The organism is Pantoea trifolii (assembly GCF_024506435.1).
Classification (GTDB): Bacteria; Pseudomonadota; Gammaproteobacteria; order Enterobacterales; family Enterobacteriaceae; genus Pantoea; species Pantoea trifolii.
Genome location: NZ_JANIET010000001.1, coordinates 2,777,766 through 2,792,475, shown reverse-complemented (window position 1 = coordinate 2,792,475; position 14,710 = coordinate 2,777,766). Strand labels below are relative to the sequence as shown.

The following is a 14,710-nucleotide window of genomic DNA, read 5'->3' as shown; positions in this document are numbered from 1 at the left end:
GCTCCTCAGCGTCGATTGGCCGGCAATCGCCCGGCTTTGTTCACATCGTACCACCAGTTTTCCAGACCGGTAGCAAACGCGGGTTTAATCCCGGGATGGGAAAACTTGTCCCAATACGCCATGCGATCTTCCGCGCTGTACCACATCGGAATCATGTAGGCATTCCACAGCAGGATGCGATCCAGCGCCTGGCCGAGCGGCAGCAGCGCTTTCTCATCGCCCTGATGCTCAACGATCTGCTGCACAAAATGGTCGACGATGGGATCTTTCACGCGCGGCCTGTTCCAGGAAGAGTCAATAAATTGAGATTGCCAGATCGTTTGCAGGCTGGTCGAGGGCCATGGCATGGCGTAATAGAGCGATGGGATCATGTCGTAGTCGCCTTCGCGCATACGGCGGAGATATTGCGAGCTGTCAATCTGGCGCAGCGAGACCTGAATGCCAAGCCGTTGCAAGCTGTGCTGGAACGGCAACGCCCAGTCGTTTTGCGTACCGCTGCGCATCAGTAGTTCGAAACGAAACGGCTGACCGGTTTTCACGTTCACCAGCTGCTGGTTTTTAATCTCCCAGCCCGCCGCTTTCAGCAGCGTCATGGCTTGCAACAGGTTGCCGCGATCGAAACCGCTGCCGTCAGAACGTGGCGGGGCATACTCATTGTTGAACACTTCGGGCGGCAGCTGCGCTTTGTAGGGCGCCAGCAGGATCAACTGCTCGGCTTTGGGATAGCCAAGCGCTGCATATTCAGTGTTCTGGAAATAGCTGCGCGTGCGTTTATAAGCGCCATAGAACAAGGCTTTGTTCATCCACTCGAAATCGAACGCCAGCGTGATGGCTTCACGCACGCGACGATCGGCGAACAGCGGTTTTTCGTTGTTAAATGCCAGCCATTGCGTGTCGGTGGAAACGGTGTTGGGAATGGTCGATTTGACGATGGCGTGACTGTCAAAGTTGCGACCGCGATATTGTGTCGCCCATTTCTTCGCTGAACTCTCTTCGCGCAAATCGTAAGCGCCGGCTTTAAAGGCCTCAAACGCCACGTTGTCATCAAGATAATAGTCATAACGCAAAGTATCGAAGTTAAAACGCCCGCGATTCACCGGCAGATTGGCGGCCCAGTAATCTTTCACCCGGCTGTACTGGATAAACTGACCCGATTTATAGGAGGTGACGCGATAAGGCCCGCTGGCCAGCGGCGGATACCCAATCGGCTCATTAAACTTTTTATTTTGCCAGAATTTTTCCGGGATAACCGGCAGCGTCAGCCAGCTGAGAATCCGATCTTTGTCCGGTTTCGGCATGTCGATACGCACGGTGAGACGGTTTAGCGCTTTCACTTGCACGTCACGAAACGCCACGCGGAACTGCGGCACACCTTCCGTCATGAATTTCTGGAAGGTGAAAGCCACATCCTGCGCGGTAATCGGTGTTCCGTCCTGAAACTGTGCATGAGGATTGATCGACACTTCCATCCAGCGATAGTCGTCGGGATAGCGCGCCGATTCAGCAATAAGCGGATAGTAGCTGCCAGGTTCATCATCGGAGGTGGTAAACAGGCCGTCATACAGCGTATCGGTGCCAATGCCGGGATTGCCGCGCGAGGCGAAGCGATTGAAGTTGTCGTAGGTACCGACCACCGCCAGCGTAATTTTGCCGCCTTTGGGCGCGGCGGGATTGGCGTAATCGTAGTGCGTGAAATTGACCGCATATTTAGGCTCGCCCAGTTTAGCAAAGGCATAGCTTTCGTTGATGGTTGCGGCATGCAGCGGCGCAATGGCGCTACAAAACAATAACGCTGTGACAAGACGCAGCAGCATAAGTGGGGCGATCTCCTGTGGTGTTCCGCACTTTATGGTAGCAGTTTCATGGGGTTCGCGTGATGCTAACTCAGCACACGCTGGCGTTGGAAGTAACTGGCGAGTTTTTCAGGTCTTAGCGGTCGGCTAAACAGATAACCCTGCAAATGCGTCACGCCGCGATTCACCAGCCATGCCGCCTGGTCGCCGGTTTCAACGCCTTCCGCCACGGTTTTCAGGTTGAGTTTTTTCGCCAGCAGCAGCACCGCATCAAGAACCGGCGAGGTGACGGTTTCCGTACCAATGCTTTGCACAAATCCACGATCGATTTTCAGGTAATCGAAGGGATATTTTTCCAAATAGATCAGCGCACTGTGTCCGGTACCAAAATCATCAATCGCAATTTTGAAATGGTTTTCGTGCAGCCAGGCGAAGATCTCACCGGCGTTTTTCTCTCCCACCATGGTGCGTTCGGTAATCTCAAACACATAGTTAAAATGATCAGGCGGCATGGCGTTAATCCATACCTGCACATCATGACGGAAACTCTCAGAAGCGAGATGCAGCGGCGAGAGATTGAGGCTCAGACGTGTGCCGCGCGGCAGTTGTTTACAGAGAAACTGTGCATCGCGAGCCACCAAAGTAAACAGATGCTGGGTGAGCGGAATAATCAGGTTTTGCGCTTCGGCGTAGCTAATAAAAGCATCCGGCGGAATCATGCCTTCAGTGGGATGTGTCCAGCGCAGCAGCGCTTCCACGCCGTATGGTCGTCCATCATGCGCGGTGACCAGCGGTTGGTATTCAACGTGAAACTGGCCACGTTTGATTCCCTGCATAATCTCTTTACCCGGACGCTGATGTCGAGTCAGCAATAGCCAACTCAAAGCGGAAACCAGTAAGGAAAATAATATCCCAGTCAGCAGCGTCAGTGAGTAATCGCGTGGCGCTAAGGTGCTGCCAAACAATACAAAGTGTAGGTCGCTATTGTTAAAAGCTATTTCATGCAGCGATGCAGGCAAATCACTGGCGTGCACCACTTTGTTGCTGCCGCTGAGTAGCGCTTTATTGCCGATCACCAACGCCATGCCGGTGATTTCGGGATGATAGGAAGCCAGCAACTGATAAGGCGTCAGGCTGATGTTCATGGTGGCCAGAATGCCGGTCTCTGCCGAACCTGGATTTTTCAGCCAAAGCGCCAGCGCCGGTTTCGTTGGCAGCAATGGCGTGCCTTCCAGTAAGCGCATATCGCGATCGCGTTCCAGTTCAGATTCAGGCGATATCGCGTTGGCAGCCAACAAAAAACTGCCTGTTGCAGAAGAGCAGTAAGCATTACTGTCGCGGACCAGCAGGATGGCGCGGATATTTCCCGCAAACGCAGCGCGAGAAGTCAGCTCACGGCCGACGCTGCTGCAGGTTAATTGTGTGTATTGCTGCAGTGGATAAAGCGTATCCACCAGGGTTGTAATGACTTGTTGTAAATCGTCACGGCTGTGCGCCAGTAGTTGTTGGTGTTGCTGTACGCGTTTTTGCCAGGTCAGCGTTAACAGGACGGTGACAAACAGCAGAAAAAACAATGTGCCGATGATTACGCTACTCCAGGCGATGCGTCTTGAGTAGCTGGCGTGGTGTTTTAATGTCCCCGAAAGTGGCATGGAGTGTATTCCCCTTGTCTTGCCATTTTTTATTATGTTTATCACTTTGGTCATTACCCAGAGTCCTGCCGACATCGCTGTAATCACGGCGTCTGAAGGGCGATATTTGGGTATCAGGAAGTCAACGAGAATATAACGAGAGCGCGAAGAATGTCTCGTTATATTTTTGATTCTCAATTACTTTTATCGATTAGATTTGAGTTAAAAACCGTGGGCGAAAAAAAACGCTGCCGGGGCAGCGTTTTCTGATTCTCTGGCTGAGAGGATCTTCAAAGGAATACGTTAGCTCGGGTTTTTAGCGAGAACCCGACGCGCTTCACGATAACGGTTTTTCCAATAACTGTCGTTCAGATTGGAAATCATCACGCCACTGCTGGTGGACGCGTGAACAAAGTTATCGTTGCCGAGATAGATGCCAACGTGGCGACCGGTAGAACCGGCGCGGAACAGCACTAAGTCACCTGCGCGCAATTTATTGCGTGAAATCTCTTTGCCGGTGTCTTGCTGTTCTGACGTTGAGCGTGGCAAATCTAAACCAAACTGCTCGCGAAAGGTGCGCTGAACAAAAGCAGAACAATCAATGCCGCGTTTAGTGTCGCCGCCTAAGCGATAACGTACACCTTTCCAGTCACTGTACTGTTCCATGATGCGGGACTTAACGTCCACGTTCTGCACCATCTGTTCAAATTCGTCCTGAGACGCTTGAAGTAAAAAACCATTCTGGTTGTTAACTTCATGATTCTCGTTATTCGCGTTCTGACCGTTATGGGTGCTGCTACATGCTGATAAAAGTGTTGCCAGAGCAACTGCGGGAATGATCCGCCTGAGGTATCTCAGTATTGGTTGAGACTTGACCATTGTACGTGAATTCCTTCGGTTTCCTTACGACAGAATGTCGTCAGCCAGATGACAAAACGGGTTGAGATTAATAAGGACGGCCGTCTAAGACAAATCCTTAATTACTAAAATGTGTTAATGCACACATTTTTGTAGCTTTAAGCACCGCATTTTATGCTGTTGCTTACTAATCGGATTTGAGGTTAACCGATTACAGACCGCGTGGCGAGTGCTTTTATATAAATATTCAAAGGTTTTTTCGATGTGAAATCAATCTGTAACACAATGGCTAGTTTATCAACAATTGGCAGCGATTTAATAACCAAACAGCGGTGGAATAAGGGGGTAATTCTGGCGCTAAGGCCGATTTTAAGAGGGTTCGGGATGGACAGATTCAGATAAAGCTATTGTTCCGCGTTTTTCATCATAATCTTTTCTTTTACCTGAATAATGTTAGTTTGCTAATAGTTTATTCAGGTTTTAAATAAGCGCGAGCGATCGACTTTTTCTTCTATGATCACTCGCGCTTAACAATTAACGGCGCGGCTTATATTTGCCCGGCAACGAACGGTCCAGCCAATTGACGAGCTTGTCGCTGAATGGCGTTAACAGGCACCAGCTCATACCAACCAGCACCACCGACAACGAACCAACAGCGATATCAGTAAACCAGTGCGCACCCGCCATCACGCGTGGCAGCGCAAACACCACGCTAATCGCCAGGCCCACCAGAAACGCGCGGAAGCCGAAATAGCGCCACATAAAGCAGGTGAAGATCATCAGCATCATGCCGTGGTCGCCTGGGAAGCTATCTTTCGAGGCATCTTTGGCTGGGATGCCGGTCAGTTCGCTGACGCGATGTACATTGTCAAAGAACAGCGTTGGGCTGGAGTGTTGCACCGGCAACAGATGGCCTAGCTGGTTCAGGATCACGGCGCTTAGCAACATGGTGATGCCAATCGCGAGCATGCGGCGGCGGCCTTGCGGTGTTTCGCGACGCCAGAAGCACAGATACAGCGCACCCATCGCCAGCAGTGAAACCAGATCGAAGCCGCGAAAGTTAGTGATGGCCACTAACAGCGCGAAGCCGTGATGGTCAACCATCTGGTCATTGAAGCCATAAAAGATGGCTTTATCGATACCAAACCAGAATCCGTGATCGGGCGGCAGGTACCATGAAATAAACAGCATTATCCCTAGCGCATTCAGCAGCAGGATGGTGATTAATCGTGACGCGCGCATAAAAAAATAAATCCAAAGTGAAAATAACGGGGCAAGCTAACGCACCTAATTTAAACGAATCTTCAACAAGGCGCTCTGCAAAAGGTTCCAGTCTACGGGCTGATGATGGATTAATTCGATGCGGCTATCCGGCGGCGTAGTAGGCCGCGTTTCGATAAACAGGTCTTCGCCCTGGCGATTGATGTTGACTAAACCGTCCGCCGTGCGCAGTACGCCTTTTACGCGATCCACCGGCGCAAGCCGCGCCCACTCTAGTGCGGCAATAGTATCAAACACGGTTTCCTCATCAAAAATCCAGCCGCAGGAAGCATAACCCTGGCCTTCATTGAGCGCCCGACGCCAGCGCGCCTGACCATCCAGTTTCAGTGCGGCTAAGCCCTGAGGACGTGAAGCATGGTGGTGGTGAGCTGCATCGGGAACCGCACGATCCGCCAAGGCGGGTTGGGTCAGCAGCGCGGGATCGATCGCACCCCAGGCCGCTTCCACCAGCTGGCGCTCACCTAAATATTGCTGCTGCCAATCCTGTAAACGCTGACGATCCTCGTCGCTCCAGCGATCGCTTTTGTTCGCCACGATAATATCGGCCGCCACCAGCTGATCGCGGAAGTTCTCATTCTCCACCACGCGCGCGTCGGCGAGTTGGCGTGGATCGAGCAGCGTTAAGGTGGCATCCACCTGAATCCAGGGTTGATAGACCGCAGCACGCAGCATGTTCAGCAACTGTTTGGGATGGCCAAGGCCGGTAGGTTCGATAATCAGACGATCGGGTTTCGCCTGCTTCAGCAGCATGTTCAGCCCAACCTGCAGCGGCAAGCCGTTAACGCAGCACATGCAGCCGCCGGGAATCTCTTTCAGCGTGGCACCACGATCGGCGAGCAGTGCGCCATCGATGCCAATTTCGCCAAATTCGTTGACCAGAATCGCCCAGTTTTCGTCGGCGGGTTTGTTGGCTAACAGATGCAGCAGCGTGGTGGTTTTTCCGCTACCGAGAAATCCGGTGATGAGGTTTACGCGCGTCACAAAAGGGCTCCCAAAAAAAGAGAATAAATCGCGCGCGGATGAGGGGCATCCGGCGCGCACGGCCTTGTTATACTATAACAATCACCGGCGGCCGGACGGAAGCACGTTATGCGTCAGCGCGTCCCATGTAACGACGTTCTGCAATATGAATACGGATGCGTTCGCCATTGCTCAGATATTCTGGCACCTGAATGGATAAACCGGTGCTCATGACAGCGGGTTTGGATCGCGCGCTGGCGGAGGCACCTTTGATGCCCGGTGAGGTATCAACAATTTCCATATCGACGGTTTGAGGCAGTTCAAGTGCCAATACCTGGCCGTCCATCGTCAGCACCTGAATGCCGGGAATGCCGCCTTCAGGAATAAACAGCAGCTCTTCTTCGATTTGATCTTTCTTGAAGTTGTACGGCGTGTAGTCTTCATCATCCATAAACACATACTCATCACCATCTATATAAGAGAAGGTGACGGCGCGGCGGCTAAGTGAAATGGCGTCAATAATATCGTCGCCTTTAAAGCGCTCTTCCACTTTCAGGCCAGTGCGAACATCGGTAAAACGCATTTTGTAGAGCGTCGCGGCACCGCGAGCACTTGGGCTCTGTACATCAATGTCTTTCACCAGCAACAGTTTGCCGTTCCAGGTGACAGCCATCCCTTTTTTGATCTCATTTGCCTTTGGCATGGTGGTTTTCTCGCTGACAGGAGGTTAATGCGCGTCACGTTACTCGTGCGGCGAAAAACTGGCAAGCGAGGCAATGTAAAATTGTTTCCGGTGCATGGCATTCGCGGCCTCAGACTGTTATTGTCGCGGCGAATTGTTTACAGGAGCGCATGATGTTTTGTCGTGACCAGTGCGGTGCCTGTTGCACAGCCCCCTCAATTTCATCCCCGATTCCTGGCATGCCGCACGGCAAGCCGGCCAACACGCGTTGCGTGCAGCTCGATGAGCAGCAGCGCTGCAAAATCTTTGGTTCACCGCTGCGTCCTGCGGTCTGCGCCGGCTTACAACCAAGCGCGGAAATGTGCGGCAGCAGCCGTGATAGCGCGATGACGTTTTTGTTAAAACTGGAAGCCGATACTGCACCTTGAACCGGTTGCTGACGCAGAGCTGAAGAATTTGGCTTAATGCCGCTGGTCTGTACAGCAAAAGCATCAGCCTGACTGTCCGTAAAAATCTTAAATCCAACATGAAGTGTGCGGAACGTCAAAAATCTGCTACTCAGATCGCGCATTTTCTTGCCTGCTGTACGTGGCTGTACCATATTCCCTGAAACGTTTCAGCGTTGTCATTCCGGCTAAGTCCGCGATGCAGAGCATTTTTTTTCAACACCTAGCTGAAACGATTCAACACAGCAAGCGAGGAGAGATATGTTCCAGCTCGAAGTTCAGGCCATTCATACCGGTGCTAGCGCACAGAATAAAGAAGAGGCCATTCGTCAGGTTGCCGCTGCGTTGACCGCTGCGGGCAATGTGGCCGAAGGCTACGTTAACGGCATGCTGGCGCGCGAACAGCAAACCACCACTTTCCTGGGTAACGGGATTGCCATTCCGCACGGCACTACCGACACCCGCGACCTGGTACTGAAAACCGGTGTACAGGTTTATCAGTTCCCGCATGGCGTGGATTGGGGCGAGGGGCAAACAGCGTATGTGGCAATCGGTATTGCCGCCAAGTCTGATGAACACCTCGCGTTGCTGCGTCAGCTCACCCACGTCTTAAGCGACGACAGCATTGCTGAACAGCTGAAAACCGCCTCGGCGGAAGATCTACGTGCGCTGCTGATGGGCGAAAACCAGGCGGCAGAATTCAAATTCGATACCTCGCTGATTGCCGTTGATGTGGCGGCCAGCGATTTAATCACCTTACAGGCTCTGAACGCCGGTCGTCTGCAGACTGCTGGCGCGGTGGACGCGTCCTTTATTGCTGATGTGATTTCCCGCGCACCGCTAAGTCTGGGTCAGGGCATCTGGCTGAGCGACAGCGCCAACGGCAATCTCGGCAGCGCAGTGGCAGTCAGCCGCGCTGCTAGGCCATTCCAGCATCAGGGCGAAAACGTCGCGCTGTTGCTGACCGTGGCGGCTAACGATCAGCGTCCGCTGGAAGTGCTGGGCTACCTCAGCAACCTACTGTTGACCAACAAAGCTGAACGTCTGCTGAAGGCCGATGCAGCCGGGATTCTGGCGCTGCTGACCAGCGAAGTCGATGAAGCTGCCGAGCTGCTGACCGCTGAGTTCACCATCCGCAATGAACACGGTCTGCATGCGCGTCCGGGTACGGCGCTGGTTACCGTGATCAAACAGTTCAACAGCGATATCACCGTGACCAATCTCGATGGCAGCGGTAAACCGGCTAACGGCCGCAGCCTGATGAAAGTCGTCGCGCTGGGCGTGAAAAAAGGCCATCGCCTGCGCTTTACCGCCAGCGGTGATGATGCGCAGCAGGCGCTAAACGCGATTGAAGAAGCCATTAACGCCGGTTTAGGCGAGGGGGCAGCATGAGTCGTCGTGTCGCAACAATTACCTTAAACCCGGCTTACGATCTGGTCGGTTACACGCCAGAAATTGAGCACGGTGAAGTCAACCTGGTGAAAACCACCGGCCTGCACGCGGCGGGTAAGGGCATCAACGTTGCCAAGGTGCTGAAAGATCTTGGTATCGATGTCACCGTCGGCGGTTTCCTCGGTAAAGAGAATCAGGACGGCTTTCAGCAGCTGTTCAGCGAGCTCGGCATTGCTAACCGTTTTCAGGTGGTGCAGGGCCGTACGCGTATCAACGTCAAGCTGACCGAAAAAGATGGTGATGTGACCGACCTGAATTTCTCTGGCTTTGAGGTCACCGCGCAGGATTGGGAGCGTTTCACCGCTGATTCACTCACCTGGCTGGGCCAGTTCGACATGGTGTGCGTCAGCGGCAGCTTGCCAGCCGGCGTGGCGCCAGAAGCATTCACTAAATGGATGAGCGATCTGCGCACGCTGTGCCCTTGCATCATCTTCGACAGCAGCCGCGAAGCGCTGGTTGCCGGTCTGAAAGCCGCGCCGTGGCTGGTGAAACCGAATCGCCGCGAGCTGGAGATTTGGGCTGGTCGCAAATTGCCTGCGCTGCAGGACGTGATCGGTGCTGCACATGAACTGCGTGAGCAAGGTATTGCGCACGTGGTGATTTCTCTCGGTGCGGAAGGCGCGCTGTGGGTGAATGCCTCCGGCGAATGGATCGCCAAACCGCCCGCTTGCGAAGTGGTCAGCACCGTGGGTGCCGGCGATTCGATGGTCGGCGGCCTGATTTACGGCTTGCTGATGCGTGAATCCAGCGAGCACACGCTGCGTCTGGCGACGGCAGTGGCGGCGATGGCCGTCAGCCAAAGCAACGTTGGCGTTAAAGATCGTACCCAGTTGGCCGCGATGATGGCGCGCGTCGACTTACAACCCGTTAACTAACAGCAGGAGAGCGATAATGAAAACGCTGCTGATAAAAGATTCTTCACTGGGACTGGCTTCAGGACATCTGGCGCTGGAACGTTTACGCGCGACGGCGGCACAAGCCGGACTGAAGCTGACCGATAATGCCGCCGAAGCGGAACTGGTGCTGGTTGCTGGTCATGATGCGCCGCACGACGCAGAGCTGGCGGGTAAATCGCTGGCGCTGGTGGATGTGCAGCAAGCGCTGCGCGATCCGCAGGCGGCAATCAATCAAGCCAAAGCAAGTGCCAAAACCTGGCAGCCTGTTGCTGCAACCGCTGCCGCGCCAGTGGCGGCGCAGAGCGGTGGTCAGAAACGTATTGTGGCGGTGACCGCTTGCCCTACTGGCGTTGCGCACACCTTTATGGCTGCCGAAGCTATTCAGGCCGAAGCGACTAAGCGTGGCTGGTGGGTGAAAGTCGAAACCCGTGGTTCTGTGGGCGCTGGCAACGCGATTACGCCAGAAGAAGTGGCGGCAGCCGATCTGGTCATCGTCGCGGCGGATATCGATGTGGATCTGGCGAAATTTGCCGGTAAGCCGATGTACCGCACCTCAACCAGTCTGGCGCTGAAGAAAACCGCGCAGGAGCTGGATAAAGCGCAGGCTGAAGCGAAAACCTATCAGCCGAGCGGCAATCAGGCGGCCAGCGCACAGGGCGACAGCAAAGAGAAAGCCGGTGCCTATCGTCACCTGCTGACCGGCGTGTCCTACATGCTGCCAATGGTGGTCGCGGGTGGTTTGAGCATCGCGTTGTCATTCGCCTTTGGTATCACCGCATTTAAAGAGCCGGGCACGTTAGCGGCTGCACTGATGCAGATTGGTGGCGGCAGCGCCTTTGCGCTGATGGTGCCGGTTTTGGCCGGTTTTATTGCCTTCTCGATTGCGGATCGTCCGGGTCTGACGCCAGGTTTGATTGGCGGCATGATCGCCACCAGCATTAACGCCGGTTTCCTTGGCGGCATCATCGCCGGTTTCATTGCCGGTTACGCCGCGAAGATGCTCAGCAGCAAAGTAAAACTGCCGCAGAGTATGGAAGCGCTGAAACCGATTCTGATCATTCCGCTGGTAGCGAGTTTGATAACCGGTTTGCTGATGATTTACGTGGTTGGTAAGCCGGTTGCTGGCATCATGACTGGCCTGACAACCTGGCTGGCAAACATGGGTACGGCGAACGCTGTGCTGCTGGGCGCGATTCTCGGTGGCATGATGTGTACCGACATGGGCGGTCCGGTGAACAAAGTGGCTTATGCATTTGGTGTTGGTCTGCTCAGTTCACAAACCTACGCACCGATGGCAGCCATTATGGCAGCCGGTATGGTGCCACCGCTGGCGATGGGCCTGGCGACGATTGTTGCGCGTCGTAAGTTCAACAAAGGTCAGCAGGAAGGCGGTAAAGCGGCGCTGGTGCTTGGTCTGTGCTTCATCTCTGAAGGTGCCATTCCGTTTGCAGCGCGTGACCCAATGCGTGTACTGCCGTGCTGTATCATTGGCGGCGCGGTAACCGGTGCGATTTCCATGGCGATTGGCGCGAAACTGATGGCACCGCACGGTGGCCTGTTCGTTCTGCTGATTCCAGGCGCGATTACCCCAGTGTTGGGTTATCTGATGGCGATTGTGATTGGTACTGCGGTGGCAGGCCTTGGCTACGCCATCCTGAAACGCCCGGAAGAAGAGCTGGTAAAAGCAGCGTAATCTTCGCCAGACATGAAAAAGGGAGCTTCGGCTCCCTTTTTGTTTTTTATCAGATAATTAACCCTGCTGCTCTGACTTCAGCCACGCAATCTCATCCTTCCAGATATCCGGATTGATGGTTTCCAGAATCATTGGAATGCCGTCAAAACGCTTATCCTTCATCAGCCAGCTAAATGCGGTTTTGCCGATATTGCCTTCACCCAAACTGTGATGGCGGTCGACGCGACTGCCCAGCGTGCTCTTGGCATCATTCAGGTGCATCCCGCGCAGATACTGGAAACCGACGATGCGCTCAAAATCGCTAAACGTCTCAGCGCATGCTTCTTCGGTACGCAGATCGTAACCACCCGCAAAGGCGTGGCAGGTATCAATGCACACGCCAACGCGCGACTTATCTTCCACGTGTTCAATAATGGTAGCGAGGTGTTCGAAGCGGAAACCGAGGTTGCTGCCCTGACCGGCGGTGTTTTCGATCACCGCCACCACGCTGCTGGTTTTATCCAGCGCGATGTTGATCGATTCGGCGATACGCTTGAGGCACGCTTCTTCATCAATTTGCTTAAGATGGCTGCCGGGATGGAAGTTCAGCAAGGTCAAGCCCAGCTGCTCGGCACGTTGCATCTCATCGAGGAAAGCTTCGCGCGATTTCTCCAGGGCTTCCATCACCGGATGGCCAAGGTTAATCAGATAGCTATCGTGCGGCAGGATCTGCGCAGAGGTGAAGTTGTAACGATCGCAGGCGGTTTTAAACGCATCGATCACTTCCCCAGACAGCGGTGCTGCTTTCCATTGGCGCTGATTTTTGGTGAACAAAGCAAACGCGGTGGCTTCGAGTTCGTGGGCACGGATAACTGCCTGGTCCACGCCGCCTGATGCACTGACGTGTGCGCCGATATATTTCATGCCGCTCTCCTGATTGGGCGATTGCTACTGCAAAACGCCCACTATAGCGGATGCGATTACGCCATGAAATGTTGCACCAGCACATTGAGTGCGCCGCCACCGAGAATTAACCAGCCAAACACCACCAATCCTAGCAGCAGCGGTTTTAAACCGGCCTGCTTTAAGGCGCTGAAACGTGTGGTTAAACCCAGCGCCGCCATCGCCATCGCCAGCAGCAGATTCGCCAGCTGATTCAGCGCACCAACCACGTTAGCAGGCAGCAGATGCAGCGAGTTAAACAGCGCAACCACAATAAACAGCAGCGCGAACCACGGGAAACTGATCGCTTGTTGCTGCGCGCTGTGACGACGCTGACGCTTCAGCCAACTGCCCAGAATCAGCAAGAAGGGCGCTAACATCATCACGCGCAGCATTTTGGCAATCACCGCACTATTTTCAGTTTCTGCGCCCATCGCATGTCCAGCAGCGACAACCTGTGCCACTTCATGCAGCGTCGATCCGGTGAAGATGCCGAAATGTTCTGCACTGACAGTCGGCAGTAGCGACCACAACAGCGGATACAGCACGATGCCAACGGTGCCAAACAGCACCACGGTGGCAACCGCTACCGCGACTTTTGACGGTGCAGCTTTAACGATAGGTTCACTCGCCAGCACCGCCGCCGCGCCGCAAATGCTGCTGCCCGCACCAATTAGCCACACGGTTTCGCGATCCATCTTCAGCAAACGAATGCCGATAAAACAGGTCAGCAGGAAAGTGGAGCTGAGAACCATCACATCAATCAATACGCCGCTCAGACCGACATCAGCAATCTGCTGCACGGTAATACGAAAGCCATACAAGATGATGCCGAGGCGCAGCAAGCGCTGTTTCGCCAGCAGCACGCCGCTGTCACAGGCCCCAGCAATCTGCGGATAAAGGCTGTTGCCGAGCACGATGCCCAAAATAATCGCTAACGTCAGCGCACCGAATCCGGCACCGGCCAGCCACGACTGATTGCCAAGCCACGCCGCGATTCCGGCAATCGCGACAGTCAGCAGCAAACCCGGCAGCCAATGATGTAGATGAAACGGGGTTTTATTCACGCTTAGCTCAGCCATACTTTTTCTCCTGTAGGGGCGCCATTTATGGCGACCTTCTAACATTCAATCTCTGCCTCAAGCGTGCGCCGCACTGGTATAAAAGTAAAATTGATAATATATTTATAATTAACCAGAATAAGTAATATGCGAGGAACACATGCACATCACGTTGCGGCAGATTGAAGTGTTTACCGAAGTGCTGAAAAGCGGCTCGACGACGCAGGCTTCGCAAGTGCTGGCGCTGTCGCAGTCGGCGGTGAGCGCCGCGTTAGCGGATTTGGAAAACCAGCTTGGCGTGCAGCTGTTTGACCGCGTCGGTAAGCGGCTGGTGGTGAATGAGCATGGACGTTTGCTCTATCCGCGCGCCGTGGGTTTGATGGAGCAGGCCGGCGAAATCGAACAGCTGTTTAAAGAAGATAACGGGGCGATTCGCCTGTTCGCTAGCAGCACCATCGGCAACTACCTGCTGCCAGGCATGATTGCCGCCTATCGCCGTGATTTTCCCGCGCTGCCGCTCGAGCTCAGCGTCGGCAACAGTCAGGATGCAATTAATGCGGTGGCGGATTTTCGCGTCGACATCGGCTTGATCGAAGGTCCATGTCACGAGCTGGATATTATCAGCGAGCCGTGGCTGGAAGATGAGCTGGTGGTCTTTGCCGCGCCGGATGCTGCCATCCTGCAGCAGCCGATTACGCTGGAAACACTCGCCGCCGCGCCGTGGATTCTGCGCGAGCGCGGCTCAGGTACGCGCGAGATCGTGGATTATCTGCTGCTGTCGCATCTGCCACAGTTTCAACTCGGCATGGAGTTGGGCAACTCAGAGGCGATTAAACATGCGGTGCGTCACGGCATGGGCATCAGCTGTTTGTCGCGGCGGGTGATTGAAGATCTGCTGGAAGCCGGCACGCTGGTGGAAGTAGTGATCCCGCTGCCGCGTCTGACGCGTACGCTGTATCGCATCCATCATCGACAGAAGCATGTCTCCAAAGCGTTGAGCCGTTTCCTGTCGTATTGCCGCGAATAATCGCAGCGC

General features: G+C 54.3%; 13 protein-coding genes. 5 read left to right on the top strand and 8 right to left on the bottom strand.

Annotation, left to right across the window (positions count from 1 at the left end; all coding sequences use genetic code 11):
* Window positions 1-5 precede the first annotated feature (5 nt).
* From NQH49_RS12950 to yeiP, 6 genes are all read right to left on the bottom strand, one after another.
* Window positions 6-1,814, bottom strand: a complete 1,809-nt coding sequence (locus tag NQH49_RS12950; RefSeq protein WP_256696920.1) for an extracellular solute-binding protein — start codon at window positions 1,812-1,814, stop codon at window positions 6-8.
* A gap of 65 nt (window positions 1,815-1,879) precedes the next feature.
* Window positions 1,880-3,445, bottom strand: coding sequence for a cyclic di-3',5'-guanosine monophosphate phosphodiesterase PdeN (locus NQH49_RS12945; protein WP_256696919.1), 1,566 nt, complete (start codon window positions 3,443-3,445; stop codon window positions 1,880-1,882).
* 282 nt (window positions 3,446-3,727) lie between these two features.
* A complete protein-coding gene (gene mepS / locus NQH49_RS12940) occupies window positions 3,728-4,303 on the bottom strand; it encodes a bifunctional murein DD-endopeptidase/murein LD-carboxypeptidase (protein WP_008105015.1) in 576 nt (191 codons plus the stop codon).
* 513 nt (window positions 4,304-4,816) lie between these two features.
* A complete protein-coding gene (locus NQH49_RS12935; RefSeq protein WP_154181557.1) occupies window positions 4,817-5,524 on the bottom strand; it encodes a phosphatase PAP2 family protein in 708 nt (235 codons plus the stop codon).
* Window positions 5,525-5,569: 45 nt separating this feature from the next.
* On the bottom strand, window positions 5,570-6,544 hold the full coding sequence (locus NQH49_RS12930) for a CobW family GTP-binding protein (protein ID WP_256696918.1): 975 nt from the start codon (window positions 6,542-6,544) through the stop codon (window positions 5,570-5,572).
* Window positions 6,545-6,650: 106 nt separating this feature from the next.
* Entirely contained in the window at window positions 6,651-7,226 is a 576-nt protein-coding gene (gene yeiP, locus NQH49_RS12925) for an elongation factor P-like protein YeiP (RefSeq protein WP_256696917.1), read from the bottom strand.
* A gap of 152 nt (window positions 7,227-7,378) precedes the next feature.
* On the opposite strand from yeiP, the gene NQH49_RS12920 reads away from it, so the two are divergent.
* From NQH49_RS12920 to fruA, 4 genes are all read left to right on the top strand, one after another.
* Complete coding sequence (locus tag NQH49_RS12920) at window positions 7,379-7,633, top strand: YkgJ family cysteine cluster protein (RefSeq protein ID WP_008105007.1); 255 nt, start codon at window positions 7,379-7,381, stop codon at window positions 7,631-7,633.
* 279 nt (window positions 7,634-7,912) lie between these two features.
* Window positions 7,913-9,043, top strand: coding sequence for a fused PTS fructose transporter subunit IIA/HPr protein (gene fruB / locus NQH49_RS12915; RefSeq protein ID WP_256696915.1), 1,131 nt, complete (start codon window positions 7,913-7,915; stop codon window positions 9,041-9,043).
* Window positions 9,040-9,978 carry a 1-phosphofructokinase gene (gene fruK / locus NQH49_RS12910; RefSeq protein ID WP_256696914.1) on the top strand — a complete coding sequence of 313 codons (939 nt, stop codon included), beginning with the start codon at window positions 9,040-9,042 and terminating at the stop codon, window positions 9,976-9,978. The genes fruB and fruK overlap by 4 nt, the downstream gene beginning before the upstream one ends.
* Before the next feature lie 16 nt (window positions 9,979-9,994).
* Window positions 9,995-11,692 (top strand): PTS fructose transporter subunit IIBC, encoded by a 1,698-nt coding sequence (gene fruA / locus NQH49_RS12905; RefSeq protein ID WP_256696913.1) that lies wholly within the window; start codon window positions 9,995-9,997, stop codon window positions 11,690-11,692.
* Between the two features lie 57 nt (window positions 11,693-11,749).
* Here fruA and nfo read toward each other — a convergent pair whose 3' ends face one another.
* A complete protein-coding gene (gene nfo / locus NQH49_RS12900) occupies window positions 11,750-12,595 on the bottom strand; it encodes a deoxyribonuclease IV (protein ID WP_008104999.1) in 846 nt (281 codons plus the stop codon).
* Window positions 12,596-12,651: 56 nt separating this feature from the next.
* A complete protein-coding gene (locus NQH49_RS12895) occupies window positions 12,652-13,695 on the bottom strand; it encodes a YeiH family putative sulfate export transporter (RefSeq protein ID WP_256696912.1) in 1,044 nt (347 codons plus the stop codon).
* A gap of 139 nt (window positions 13,696-13,834) precedes the next feature.
* On the opposite strand from NQH49_RS12895, the gene yieE reads away from it, so the two are divergent.
* Window positions 13,835-14,701 carry a DNA-binding transcriptional regulator YeiE gene (gene yieE, locus NQH49_RS12890; RefSeq protein WP_256696911.1) on the top strand — a complete coding sequence of 289 codons (867 nt, stop codon included), beginning with the start codon at window positions 13,835-13,837 and terminating at the stop codon, window positions 14,699-14,701.
* The last annotated feature ends 9 nt before the right edge of the window (window positions 14,702-14,710 follow it).

Coding starts and splice junctions, on each gene's coding strand:
- nfo (WP_008104999.1), bottom strand. CDS start 12,595: ATGAAATATATCGGCGCACACGTCAGTGCATCAGGCGGCGTGGACCAG.
- NQH49_RS12920 (WP_008105007.1), top strand. CDS start 7,379: ATGTTTTGTCGTGACCAGTGCGGTGCCTGTTGCACAGCCCCCTCAATT.
- mepS (WP_008105015.1), bottom strand. CDS start 4,303: ATGGTCAAGTCTCAACCAATACTGAGATACCTCAGGCGGATCATTCCC.
- NQH49_RS12950 (WP_256696920.1), bottom strand. CDS start 1,814: ATGCTGCTGCGTCTTGTCACAGCGTTATTGTTTTGTAGCGCCATTGCG.
- fruK (WP_256696914.1), top strand. CDS start 9,040: ATGAGTCGTCGTGTCGCAACAATTACCTTAAACCCGGCTTACGATCTG.
- yeiP (WP_256696917.1), bottom strand. CDS start 7,226: ATGCCAAAGGCAAATGAGATCAAAAAAGGGATGGCTGTCACCTGGAAC.
- NQH49_RS12945 (WP_256696919.1), bottom strand. CDS start 3,445: ATGCCACTTTCGGGGACATTAAAACACCACGCCAGCTACTCAAGACGC.
- NQH49_RS12935 (WP_154181557.1), bottom strand. CDS start 5,524: ATGCGCGCGTCACGATTAATCACCATCCTGCTGCTGAATGCGCTAGGG.
- NQH49_RS12895 (WP_256696912.1), bottom strand. CDS start 13,695: ATGGCTGAGCTAAGCGTGAATAAAACCCCGTTTCATCTACATCATTGG.
- fruB (WP_256696915.1), top strand. CDS start 7,913: ATGTTCCAGCTCGAAGTTCAGGCCATTCATACCGGTGCTAGCGCACAG.
- fruA (WP_256696913.1), top strand. CDS start 9,995: ATGAAAACGCTGCTGATAAAAGATTCTTCACTGGGACTGGCTTCAGGA.
- yieE (WP_256696911.1), top strand. CDS start 13,835: ATGCACATCACGTTGCGGCAGATTGAAGTGTTTACCGAAGTGCTGAAA.